11 protein-coding genes are annotated in these 13,256 nt (G+C 34.6%); 2 read left to right on the forward strand and 9 right to left on the reverse strand.

Annotation, left to right across the window (positions count from 1 at the left end; translation table 11 throughout):
• Positions 1-13: 13 nt before the first annotated feature.
• From grpE to gpr, 7 genes are all read right to left on the reverse strand, one after another.
• A complete protein-coding gene (gene grpE / locus ACTNEP_RS05495; protein WP_441160716.1) occupies positions 14-592 on the reverse strand; it encodes a nucleotide exchange factor GrpE in 579 nt (192 codons plus the stop codon).
• Between the two features lie 263 nt (positions 593-855).
• A complete protein-coding gene (hrcA, locus tag ACTNEP_RS05500; RefSeq protein WP_441160718.1) occupies positions 856-1,878 on the reverse strand; it encodes a heat-inducible transcriptional repressor HrcA in 1,023 nt (340 codons plus the stop codon).
• A 138-nt stretch (positions 1,879-2,016) separates the two neighbouring features.
• Entirely contained in the window at positions 2,017-3,159 is a 1,143-nt protein-coding gene (hemW, locus tag ACTNEP_RS05505; protein ID WP_441160719.1) for a radical SAM family heme chaperone HemW, read from the reverse strand.
• 800 nt (positions 3,160-3,959) lie between these two features.
• On the reverse strand, positions 3,960-5,774 hold the full coding sequence (gene lepA / locus ACTNEP_RS05510) for a translation elongation factor 4 (protein WP_441160720.1): 1,815 nt from the start codon (positions 5,772-5,774) through the stop codon (positions 3,960-3,962).
• A gap of 110 nt (positions 5,775-5,884) precedes the next feature.
• Positions 5,885-6,193: a hypothetical protein gene (locus tag ACTNEP_RS05515; protein ID WP_441160721.1), complete on the reverse strand. Its 309-nt coding sequence runs from the start codon at positions 6,191-6,193 to the stop codon at positions 5,885-5,887.
• A gap of 1 nt (position 6,194) precedes the next feature.
• Complete coding sequence (gene spoIIP, locus ACTNEP_RS05520; RefSeq protein ID WP_441160723.1) at positions 6,195-7,385, reverse strand: stage II sporulation protein P; 1,191 nt, start codon at positions 7,383-7,385, stop codon at positions 6,195-6,197.
• Between the two features lie 74 nt (positions 7,386-7,459).
• Positions 7,460-8,557: a GPR endopeptidase gene (gene gpr, locus ACTNEP_RS05525; RefSeq protein ID WP_441160724.1), complete on the reverse strand. Its 1,098-nt coding sequence runs from the start codon at positions 8,555-8,557 to the stop codon at positions 7,460-7,462.
• Positions 8,558-8,717: 160 nt separating this feature from the next.
• Between gpr and rpsT the strand changes: the two genes are divergently transcribed.
• Positions 8,718-8,984, forward strand: coding sequence for a 30S ribosomal protein S20 (gene rpsT, locus ACTNEP_RS05530; protein ID WP_441160726.1), 267 nt, complete (start codon positions 8,718-8,720; stop codon positions 8,982-8,984).
• Between the two features lie 132 nt (positions 8,985-9,116).
• Here rpsT and holA read toward each other — a convergent pair whose 3' ends face one another.
• Complete coding sequence (holA, locus tag ACTNEP_RS05535; RefSeq protein ID WP_441160727.1) at positions 9,117-10,154, reverse strand: DNA polymerase III subunit delta; 1,038 nt, start codon at positions 10,152-10,154, stop codon at positions 9,117-9,119.
• A gap of 457 nt (positions 10,155-10,611) precedes the next feature.
• Here holA and ACTNEP_RS05540 point away from each other — a divergent pair, with 457 nt between their 5' ends.
• Entirely contained in the window at positions 10,612-10,746 is a 135-nt protein-coding gene (locus ACTNEP_RS05540) for a YqzM family protein (RefSeq protein WP_073201643.1), read from the forward strand.
• Positions 10,747-10,954: 208 nt separating this feature from the next.
• Here ACTNEP_RS05540 and ACTNEP_RS05545 read toward each other — a convergent pair whose 3' ends face one another.
• Positions 10,955-13,240, reverse strand: coding sequence for a DNA internalization-related competence protein ComEC/Rec2 (locus ACTNEP_RS05545; RefSeq protein ID WP_441160729.1), 2,286 nt, complete (start codon positions 13,238-13,240; stop codon positions 10,955-10,957).
• Positions 13,241-13,256: the final 16 nt, after the last annotated feature.

Genomic DNA, 13,256 nt, shown 5'->3' on the forward strand with positions numbered 1-13,256 from the left:
ACAACATATGTAATTACTGATTTACTTTTACCATTGCTGGTCTAATTACTCGATCTTTTAACTGATATCCTTTTTGCAATGTTTCCACAATCTGGTTTGATTCGTAACCTTCTTCTTCCACTTGCATAACTGCCTGATGAATATTCGGGTCAAATGTTTGACCGTCTGTTTCTATCTCCGTAACACCCTCATTCTCCAGGACTGTCTTTAATTGTCGGTAGACCATTTCCAGACCTTCTACAACGCCTTTGGCAGCTTTATCTTCAATTTTCACTTGAAGCGCTCGTTCAAAATTATCTAAAACCGGTAAAAGCTCTGTTACTACCGATTGTGATTTATATTTCAGGTCTGCTTCTTTTTCTTTTTTCGTACGTTTTCTGAAGTTATCGTATTCTGCTTGCACACGAAGAAGGTGATCTTGTAATTCATTTTTTTCTTGTTGAAGCTTTTCAAATTCCTCTTTGCTTATAACTTCAACCTCTTCCTCCGTTTCACTGGAAGCCTCTTCTGTGACAAGCTCCTGTTCAGCATCTTCTACTACTTCTTCTTTTACATCTTCTTGTTCTTTTTGTTGTACATCTTTTTCTTCCATTCCTGTCACCTCCTAAATAAAACCATTGTATAGCTAAACATACTTTGACGAAATAATCAAATTTTTTTACATACAATAAATAAAAACGCAAAGCGCCTGCTTAGAATCCTTCCACCTAGTTTCAGATGAGTTTGTCTATCAAAGATGGCTATCTAAGCACACATAAGGAAGTCGCCTAGCTATTGGCGCTTGCGTGGACAGTTCTATTCATGCTATATGCTCTCACCAAAATAAAGTACGGTACTTCGGATTTCATTCTTTTATTAATACCACGAATTAAATTTTTGGGTTAATTGTTTTGATAACACATTCAATATCGATACAACTCTTGAATACTCCATTCTTGTTGGTCCAAGTAAAGCAATCGTTCCAAGTTGTTCATCACCTAATGAGTAAGTAGCGGTAATCAAGCTACAATCCTGCATCTCATCCAACTGATTTTCCTGTCCAATCGATACTTTAATACCTTTACCAGAAGTTCTAAGCAGGTTCGCAATTTCCTCTTCCTTCTCCATTATGGAATAAAGAGATTGAATCTTCTGAATATCATTAAACTCTGGTTGCAACATAATATTTGTTTTTCCATCCATATAAAGCTTTACAGGTTGTTTTTCTAACAAAGCTTCTTTTAAATAAGCATATGTCGTTTCAAAATCCGAACTATAACGCTGTAAAAGTTGTGCAACTTCTCCATACATCTTCTGTTGAAGATGAATAATCGGTACACCAACTAAGCGATCATTTAAAATATTCACCAGTTTTTCTAAATCTGAAGTTTGCATTGTCTTCGGCACATTAAAATATCGATGTTCGACATGTCCCGTACTTGTTACAAGTATTGCAACTGCCGTATGCTTAGACAAACTGATAATTTGAATTTGCTTTAAAGTGGTTTCAAACACTTCAGGCCCTAGGATAATCGAAGTATAGTTAGTTAAATCAGATAAAATTCGTGCTGATTTCTGTACTACCTTTTCAAATTCGATCATTTTCCTTTCAAAAGCCTTTTGAATAATATTCATATCTTGCTGCGATAATCGAAATGGTGACATTAAATGATCAACATAAAAACGGTATCCTTTCTCAGAAGGAACACGTCCTGAGGAAGTATGGGTTTTCTCAATAAAGCCCATCTCTTCCAAGTCTGCCATTTCATTCCGAATCGTAGCAGGACTATAAGTTATATCCTCTTTTTTTGCAATAGCTCGCGATCCAATCGGTTGTGCCGTATGGATGAATTCATCAATTATAACCTGCAAAACTTGTATCTGTCTTTCTGTAAGCATCGATGATCACCTCTGTTAGCACTCTGAAACATCGAGTGCTAAATCTACTAATAAATTATCAAATCCCACCCTAAATGTCAATTAGGAAACATTGATTAATTTTGGGGTTAGTGGTAATTAAACTAATTGCTCAAAATCTTATAAATCCTTCTCCAACAAGAAGGATTGAAATACTTCATTACCAAAAGGTTTTCCTTCCTCCGTCAGTTTTATGGAATAAGAATCACGTTCAATCCAACCTCTATTCTCTAGGTTGACTAATTCTTCCTCGTACAACTCTTCTATTGTCACTTGGTATTTTTCTTCAAAAAGGGAAATCGATACCCCTTCACTCTTTCTTAGTCCGAGAAACATTTCTTCTTCAATTTGTTCTTTGCGACCAATTTTTTCTATGTGTAGCACAGGTTTCCCTGTTGTCTTTGCCGCTTCTACATATGTTGGAAATGGACGAATATTTATAATCCGTTGCCCTGGCAAATATCCATGAGAACCGGCACCAAACCCATAATAATAATCATTGTTCCAATAGGTTAAATTATGCTTGCTTTTAAAACCAGGTTTAGCAAAATTACTAATTTCATACTGCTGAATACCTTTTTCTTTCATTTTTGTGCGCAGTAATTCATACATATCAGCTTCAATCTCTTCCGGTGGCTTCGTCAGTGTTCCTTTCTTATAACGCTGATAAAAAATCGTTTTAGGCTCGATCTGTAATGAATAGGCGGAATAATGTGGCAAGTTAAATTGTAAAGCCTCATTCAAATTGTTTTCAAAATGCTCGATCGACTGATTTGGCAGGCTGTACATTAAGTCGATACTAATATTGTCAATTCCCACCTTCACTAAATCATTTACATTTTGATAGACATCTTTCACCCGGTGCAGTCTACCTAGTTGCTCTAACATTTCATCATCAAATACTTGGACCCCCATTGAAATTCGATTGACACCATGATCTTTTAAAATACGAATTTTTTCCAGTGTTAAATCACCAGGATTTGCTTCAAATGTATATTCTTCTGCACTATCTACATCAAAAAAGAAATCAATCATCTTCACTAATTTCGTCAATTGCCTGTTATTTAATGCAGTGGGAGTTCCTCCACCGACAAAAATGGTTTTCATTTTCTTCTTTGGTTTTTGTATATTCGTTTTTATTTCATTCTCTAATGCAAGTAGATAATCATCTGCCATCTTTTCTTCATAAAAAAACTTAGTAAAATCACAATAATGGCAAATTTTTTCACAAAAAGGGATGTGAATATATACGGATGATACCATCACTTTTTCCTCCTTCCTCCTACGGTAAAAACCCTTGCCATCTGACAAGGGTTTATCACACTTCTATCCATCGTTACTTCTAGTACAGAATATATCTAAAAGTCTTCTTAGGTAGAATTCAATAATATTTGTATTTTATTATATCTATAAATAATTATCAATCAACTACTTATTATCTTCTAGAAAATAAAAAGAAAAATCAACAGTTTGTTCCATGTAGAAGAAAACAAAAAATGCTTAAACTAATAAAAATCCTATCATTCGCGATATTGTGTCAGGTTTTAGTGTGAGGCTTTAAGATCCAGCTCTATACTGATCATCCGAAAATTATAACTCACTCATCAGCTTTTATCTTTAAGCTGATTTATTCTTATGTTGTTTTGGATAAATAATGAATAATCTTAGCAGTCAACTTTTTTTCCTCTTTTGGATCAATACAACTATTCAAAAGCATTCTTAGGTATTTTATCCTGATTTTATAAAAAAGTTCCATAACGATTAAACACCTCTTTCGACCTAATTATAGATCAAATGAATCATCTTAGTCAATAATAAATTTATTGTTATGACATTGTTTTTTTAGCCTAACTATCAGAACAAGGCTCTGCCTTTATACAATCTTTTTTTAATGTTATTACGCACTTTTAAATAATGTTCTAAAGTTAATTTCGTATTAGTATATTTTATACTACATGAAAAAATTATTCTCAAAGGGTTGGCTACATAAAAAAACATGCTCTCCTTCATCGAGAACATGTTTGATATGAGCCATAAATCCACCGTTTTCGTATCTAATTGATTTAATCCTCATCCATTTTCAAAACAGCCATAAAGGCTTCTTGAGGTACTTCGACAGAACCAACCATTTTCATGCGTTTCTTACCTTCTTTTTGTTTTTCTAAAAGCTTACGTTTACGAGAGATATCCCCACCGTAACATTTACTTAAAACATTTTTACGCATCGCTTTAATATTAGATCTTGCGACAATCTTGTTACCAATTGCGGCTTGAATAGGAACCTCAAACTGTTGTCTAGGAATCAGTGTCTTTAATTTCTCCGCAATTTGTTTTCCACGCTCAAAAGCGAAATCACGGTGAACAATAAACGACAACGCGTCTATCGTGTCACCATTAAGTAATATATCCATTTTCACAAGATTCGATGCTTTATAGCCAATCATTTCATAATCAAAAGACGCATAACCTTTAGTCTGAGACTTTAATTGATCAAAGAAATCATAGACAATTTCTGATAATGGAATTTCGTAAATAACATTTACTCGATTATCATCCAAATATTGCATATCCAGAAAATCTCCACGTTTTTTCTGACAAATTTCCATTACAGGTCCTACGAAATCATTTGGCACCATAATTGTTGCTTGAACGTAAGGCTCCTGCACCTCTTGAATAGATTGATTATCTGGCATAAATGATGGGTTATCAATGTTAACTTCTTCCCCGTCTGTCTTCACAACTTTATAAATAACACTCGGTGCTGTTGTAATTAAATCAATGCCAAACTCACGTTCAATACGTTCTTGGATAATTTCCATATGTAACAATCCAAGGAAACCACAGCGAAAACCAAAACCTAATGCTTGAGAAGTCTCCGCTTCATATTGTAAAGAAGAGTCATTCAATTCTAGACGTTCAAGGGCTTCACGCAAATCATTATATTTGTCTGCGTCCACTGGATAAAGTCCACAGAATACCATTGGATTTAATTTACGGTAACCGGGTAATGGCTTAGGCGCTGGATTTTTTGCTAAGGTAATCGTATCACCAACACGTGTATCGCCAACATTCTTAATGGATGCAGTTAAATACCCTACATCGCCGACAGTTAATTCATTTTGTTGTACTGGCTTCGGGTTAAAGACACCTACTTCGTTCACTTCAAATTCTTTCCCGGTTGCCATCATTTTGATTTTATCGCCAACTTTTACGGTTCCTTCTTTGACACAAATGTAAGCAACAACTCCACGATATGGGTCATATAATGAATCAAAAATAAGTGCTTTTAAAGGCTCATCAGGGTCACCTTCAGGTGCAGGAATTTTTTCAACAATTTGTTCTAATATTTCATCAATACCAATTCCTGACTTTGCACTTGCTAATATAGCTTCATCGCCATCAATACCAATTACATCTGTTATCTCTTGTTTCACCCGCTCTGGATCTGCACTTGGCAAATCAATTTTATTAATAACTGGTATAATTTCGAGATCATTATCTAATGCCAAATAGACATTTGCTAATGTTTGTGCTTCAATCCCTTGTGCCGCGTCAACAACTAAAATGGCACCTTCACACGCCGCAAGGCTTCGTGAAACTTCGTATGTAAAGTCGACGTGTCCTGGTGTATCAATTAAGTGAAAAAGGTATTCGTCTCCTCCACCACGATCATATTTTAATTGAACTGCATTTAATTTGATAGTTATACCACGTTCACGTTCTAAATCCATTGCATCTAAAAACTGCTCTTTCATTTCACGTGACGTTAATGCTTTCGTTTTTTCCAAAATTCGATCAGCAAGCGTTGATTTTCCATGATCAATATGTGCAATGATTGAAAAATTACGCACTTTGCTTTGATTTCTACTATTCGCCAATGTCCTTCAACTCCTATATTCGACCACAATCCTAGCATTGATTATAGCAGTGAACATGTGGATGTTCAACAGAAATATGCGTGAGGAACTTCTCAATTCTTTCTTATTCTTTAAAAAATACCATCAACTACTGCATACGTGACATCTACAATCCGATCAAAAATGACTTTGACGATTTTTTCACCCTCACTCGCGATAGAATGCAAAAAAGTAGGCTCTATTTCACTTACGATTATTTCTGCTTCTACTTCTTCTACAATTTTATCTCTATCCACTACGTCAACCTCATTTGTTTCCGTTGATTCCTTAGCCAAATTTTCCATTGAATGATCGGCGGCTACTTCACTACGGTCAATACCAATGTACATACCTAACGAAAAAACCAAACTTAACATCAATAGATAAAAAAAGTATTTCACCTTATTCTTCCCCCTCATTAGTTCCAGAGACACTTTCTGCATCCCAATAATACTCACTAAAGATCTCTGCAAAAACTTCTGTGGTGTTATACAATTCTTCCATTGTGTTATCCACTCCCCCAACTTCTATCGTTAAGGCATTTTCTGAGATATCTTGATTATAAACTCCGTTTCTTCCAGCACCACCATACATTTCCACTCCGCGACTCAATCCTAAATAATTCTCATCTAATAAATCATGTAGTTCCTTTGCTAATGCATAATTTTTTTCATGCTCCGGATTGTCTCCACCAATGACAAACATAATCTTGGCATAAGATTTACCATCAATCTCAATAGTTGTTGCATCTTTTCGGATACTGTCGCGATGTAAATCAAACACAAAATTAACATCTTTGTTATCAGTTAATGCCGCTTCGACCACTTCTTTAGAAGCTGTGTAAGAATCTGACGAGTAATTCCAACCTCTTTCATTTAAGATGGTACCAATATCTGTATCATCTACTTCTGCTCCAATACCATGACGCTCTAAGTCTTTCGCAAGCTGTTCACTGACATTTGTTATATTTACTTCAGGATGAAAAGCATCATTAGGATCGTCTGTATCAGGTAAATATGGTAAGAATGATTCACGGTTATGTGTGTTATATATAAAGACAACATTTTTGTCCCCTGTCGTTTTTTCTTGCTCTTCAGGAGACTGTTTACCCTCCTCTCTCTCTTCTGGTGTTGTCGCTTCTCTCTCTTCCAACACAATATCAAGTGGTGGGGTTGACTCTACTGTAAGGTTTGTATAATCTGTTCCTTCACCTGCAATTAAAATTTGCCGATCATACATCTCAAACCCAGGAAGTTCTCTCCCCAATAAGCTTCTAACATCATGCATTCTGACATTCGTACCTAATTCAAAAACTACCTTCCACATATCTATAGGTGTCCTCTCGTCCGGAAGTGCTTCTTTAAAAATACGGTTTTCCATCATCATCAAAGATAAGAAATGGACTTCCGTTACATTGTTTGTCCATTTTTTTACTGTATTAGAAGCAACACGATAATTGGGATCAATGCTTGTTAAGACACCTACTAAAATAAACATCGCGAAAAATGCGGTAACAAACCCTGATATAATGACAAATAATTTATGTTTTGATAACAATAACACTCGCTTTTTTGAACGGTAAGGACGGCGCATAGTGTTCTCCTTTCTATCTCCTCTATCATCTCTAGTAGATCCTATGATGATTCGATAGAAAGTAGAACCTTTTTTTATCTTGTATACTGAGCAAAATTTCTAATATCAACGTTTTCATGCATTGCTGCGTTAATCGCTTCTGCCAATAAATGAGCCATATCTTTTATATAGCCATCCACTTCTTTAGGTGTTACCATTAAGTTGTGACCAAGCGGTGTCAATACCTCTTGCATCAAAGCCCGCTTTTCTTGATCGTCTAATGCACCAATCATGCCAAATATCTTCTCTCTCTTTTCAATTGGTGGTAAATCCTCTTCCGAAAGAGAACGGTCACCGAAGTTTAATCCTGCTGGTGTTAAAGATTTAGAAGGTTTATCCTTCTCTTTCCACTCTTTACCGATATGTTTTAGCACATAGTCAATGGCATCACTTGTAATAGTAACCGCATCTACTACAGTAGGTACACCAATAGCGAATACTGGTACACCTAAAGTCTCTTTACTTAATTCTTTTCGTTTATTACCAACGCCAGACCCTGGGTGTATGCCAGAATCTGATAACTGAATAGTTGCATTTACTCTGTCAATGGAACGAGAAGCAAGTGCATCAATGGCAATGACAAAACCTGGTTGATATTTTTCAATCACACCTTTAATAATATCGCTTGTTTCAATACCTGTAACGCCCATTACGCCCGGATTAATGGTCGCTATTTTGCGATAACCTTCCTGTACATATTGAGGTTCATGAACAAATAAGTGATTGGTAACGAGCACTTTATCAATCGTCATAGGGCCTAAAGCATCTGGTGTTACATTTCTATTACCTAAACCTACAATTAAACCCGGAGCATCTTTAGCCACCTGGTTTTTATTCATTAATGTAAGTAGTTGTTTAGTTACTACTTGTGCTGTTTCCTTCTGTGATTTGGTATCTTGTTTTTTAATTGCATTTGAATAAATCGTATGATAAGATCCAGGACTTTTCCCAATATTTTTTGCACCTTGCTCATCAACTTCTACATTCGTTACTTCGATATTTCCTATTTGGTTCTCACTTATTGTTACCCCTTCTATTTTCTGCTTTTTATTTTCTTCTTTTTCGACATACATATCTTTTGCTTCCACTGCTAAATCTGTTCTTACTTCAAATGAGTGATCTTTCACAATCATATCCTCCTCATACTTTTTTAATAGTTTTACCGAGTAGTTCAAAAAGATACACCATGTATATTTCTGGAGAAACAACAATTTTTATTGAAAACTCTTTAAAGCTTTGGTAAAATGTCATTTGACCTAACTTTAGGTATGAAGCAAGATGGAGGTGAAGACATTGGCTAATATTAAATCAGCAATTAAACGTGTTCGTGTGAATGAAGATCACCGTCAACAAAATCAAACCGTAAAAGCAGAAATGCGTTCACATATTAAGAAAGTGGAAGCATTAGTAGCAAACAATGATGTTGAAAATGCAAAGGCTGCACTTGTAACCGCAGTGAAAAAAATTGACAAAGCCGTACAAAAAGGGCTTATCCACCAAAATAAAGGTAACCGTCAAAAATCTCGCTTAGCACAAAAAGTAAACGGACTAAGTGCATAATAAAAAACCACAACAGACAAAAGCTGTTGTGGTTTTTTATTACTAAATAAGAATAAATAAATGTGTACACTATCCATAAACGGTCAAGTAACGTGTACATAAATTGGGTTTCTTCCAATTAGATACCTTCAACTAAGATACAATCTTCCGTTTGGAAATTAATCGATATAGTAACAATTCAAATGCGAGGGACTTGTCCATTTTGCCGGATTTTATTTGGGCATCCGTTTTTGTCAATAAATCGATTGCTTCCTTCAGTTCCTTCACTTGGAATTTACTTTGGCGTTGTATAGACAATTTTGCAACATACGGGTGTATCTTTAATTGGCTAGCCATTTGCTGTTGCGTATAGCCTTTTTGCTTTAATAATTTCACATGTAACAATGTCCTGAATTGTGATGCTACTAATGCAATTAAAGCAATCGGATCCTCGTTCATTTTTTCCAAATCCTTTGTAATATCTATTGCTTTTGCCAAGTCATTTGCCATAATAGCATCCATTAGCTTTAATGCTGAACTGTTCTCTTGGCTAGATAGCAATAATTCTGCATCCTCTAACCTAATTTCATTTCCTTCCCCTACATATAATGCAAGTTTTTCCATTTCTGAATGGATGATCATTAGATTCGTACCAATTTCATTTATAAAGTATGTCATTACCTCTTCAGATATACTGACACCATATTCCTGTGCAATGGTGCCAATTACTTCTTGAATATTCCACTCTTTCAATGGCTCACATCCAACTGATTTTGCCACTTTTTTAAGTTGTTTTACTATTTTTTTACGTTCATCCACTTTTTCATATGGAGCAATTATTACTAATACAGAATATGGAGCAGGGTTTTGCAGATACTCAATTAATACTTCAGGTTTGTGCTCAATTTCCGATTTTGCTGGTTTTGCTTTTAAAAAATCTGCATTTGTTGCAATAATAATCTTTCTTTCCCCAAGAAAAGGAAATGTTTCTGCATCAGTTACCACGTCCTGAATAGGCGTTTCCTCTAAATCATAAATAGACAAATTCGTATCTTGTTCGTCCTTGTCCAAACCATTCGAAATTAGCGCCTGCTTTAACGCTTCGATCATATATGTTTCTGTTCCATGAAAATAATAAACAGGAGCGAATTTTTCCTTTTTTATTTCTTCTATACAAGTTAGATAACTCATTTACTCATCTCCAAATATGTATTATAAACTCTTGCAAATCCTTACTAATTAAGCAGTTATTTCTCCATTGAAGAAATGTGTCCTTTGTCATTTATCAAAAAATTTATATGTTTATCGTTTAAAAGTTGAAAAAAAACTGAGTATGTATTATTGTATAATAAGATTTAACTATTGAAAAGAACGCAGAATGTAAAATACCTATTGATACATATTAATGGAAAAGAGGGAGGCATTTCATCCTTCCCTCTGCAATCTATATCAACGCAACTTCATTAGCCCTAGGAATCTAACCAAGTTGCGATATTTTCTTATATATAGATTGACCTGATACCCCAAAATATATAGGTGTTAACTCTTGCTAAGTAAGGGAATCCTGAGATATGGATGAAAAAATTAAATTTAAAAACAGGAGTAATAAATGTTACTTCGATTTGATATTTTAAGGAGGTAATAAACAATGAATGAATTTGAAAAGGATGTTCAATCGAAACGCCACGATATTTTTGATGCTGGATTTGGTTTTGTATTCTCGTTTTTATTCTTTATGATTATTTTCTTTATCGGTGTTATTTTTGATGCTATTGGTTCATAATTGTAACGAGGCTATTGATATAGTCTCGTTTTTTATTGAAAGAAGCAGTATGGAAGATGTCTAACCTATAGAAAAGAAATTGGGCTACATTGCTATCTAATGCAAATTATGTGAAATTAAGATACTTGGAAAGCCACTACTTTTAGGTGTCGTTAATCGCATGCGTATACGTATTCACTAAATTTACACGCTGTTACTTTGCACTTTTTTATTCTACTGTATTATATGGTAAATAAGGGAAAATGGTTCCACTTTCTTCTGTGAATTTATAAATAAGTGCACCCTGGTGATCTGTTCTCATTACTCTTATTCGATGCTTCTCCAAGTTATTCAAAACTTCATTATGAGGATGGCCGTAATGGTTATGTTCCCCAACTGATATCAAGGCTATTTTGGGATCTATTCCCTGCAAAAATGACTCCGAACTTGAAGTATTACTACCATGATGTGCTACTTTCAGCACATCAGTATATAGATTAGGATAGGTATTCATTATTTCTGCTTCCCCCTCTTCTCCAAGATCTCCTGTGAATAGCCAAGTATTCTTACCAAATGTACTGCTAATAACTAGTGAATTCTGGTTTTTATCTGTTTGCTTTGTATTAGGATAGTACACTTCAAAAATTTGTTGACTTAACTCGAAGCTATCTCCGGCTTTAACTGTAAAAAAATGAGTTTCACTAGCTATATTCTTATAATGTTCGATCATTTGAGTATCAAAATAGGGACTCGTGATCAGATAATTCACCTGATAATCCGCTAAAATATGCGGTACACTGCCAATGTGATCATGATCAGCATGAGACAATATGACAGCATCTATTTTACTTATTCCTTTTGATTGCAAAAATGGGTCGATGATTTGATCAAAGACTTGAGTAGAGGGATTGGAATAGTCTGCTTCCATTTTCCCACCTGCATCAATCATAAAAACTCCCTTTCTGTAAGGCAATTCGAGAACAATCGCATCTCCCTGTCCAATATCAAGTACGGTTATATAACCATGTGGATCAAAGTAAGGCCTCATACTAATAAATATCAGCAATAATACTAATAACGAACCGAATTGAACAGCTTTTTTCAATTGTTTCTTTTCAAAATAAATAAGAAATAACCATAATAAAACATAAAAAGGGAAATAATAATAAATAGGAAAGTCGCCGATTAACCATGAAGACGGCATTAGGCTGTCAACGATTGTTAAAACATGAAGTGCTATCGTATGAAGCTGTACAAACATATAATCGACAATGGCTAATAAAGTTGGAATTAATGACGAAAGAAGTATAAGAAACAACAATGGTAGGACCACTACTGTGAAATAAGGAATGACTAACACATTTAGAAAAACTGATAATGGTTGAAAATGATCAAAAAGATGAAGTTGTATTGGTAATATAATAAGCATACTGATAAGTGATATCTTTAGCACTGACCATATATAGCCACTATCTCCATCTATTATTTTTCTTGACAACATTATTGCAAAAGTTACCAAAAAGCTAAATTGGAATGCAGTAGAATAGATGACGAACCTGTCCATCATTACCATTAATAAAAAAACAATACTTAACATGTCGGTTATGCTAAGACGAATGGGTAACTTAGATAGGATGATTACAACAATTGCTAACAGACTAGCTCGCCAAACCGATGGTGCTCCACCTGCCATCACGGGATAAAAAACTAATAAACATAATATAATAGTCTGTGCCTTCTCGATAGTTATACGACACACAAATAATAATATAAAATAAACAATTGCCAAAATCAATCCTACATGTAAACCGGAAATCGCGAGTAAATGGGTTAAATTCCAATTTTGAAATAGAGTTATAATATCTTCTTCGAGATGATCCCGATCTCCAAATAGAAGTGCAGCAAACCAGGCATATGTAAAAGTACTGACATTATTTTCGATATACTCTAAAATTTGTACACGTAAATCATAAATCTTTTGCCAAGATGATTGTCCATCACAATTGCTTTGATCAAGCGATTCGATTACAAATTGTTTTTCAATTCCTTGAGATGCCAGAAAATGCTGATAATTAAATTGGCCAGGATTACGTGCCATAGGAATTTGTTGAGAATTCCCATATAACGTACAGGAAGCTCCCATTCGAAAAGAGGAATACTTATGTGGATCATCGTTTTTATGTAAAAAATAATACACTTGAATTAGCTGATGATCTTGTGATTGAAGTGTAAAACGAAGAAATTGACTTTTATGTTCAACTGAAGAATGAATGTTACCTTGAATAGAGGAACTCGTGCTTTCTGTAATAGCTTTTGGGTTTAAAATTGGAATCTGATAATGAGAAAAAAGTCCAAAAATAATAAGGAAGGTAATGAGCAGTTTAGGAAATCGATGAAAGTAAACGAAATAGAAAGTTAAGACAACTAATGTCATAACAAACCATTTAACACTAGCATCTTTCATCACAAAACTAATTATATATAATAAAACAAACCAATGTAATCGTTGATACAAGCAGTCATCACCCCCC

Source organism: Gracilibacillus sp. HCP3S3_G5_2 (assembly GCF_052063305.1).
In the GTDB taxonomy this organism is placed as follows: Bacteria; Bacillota; Bacilli; order Bacillales; family Amphibacillaceae; genus Gracilibacillus.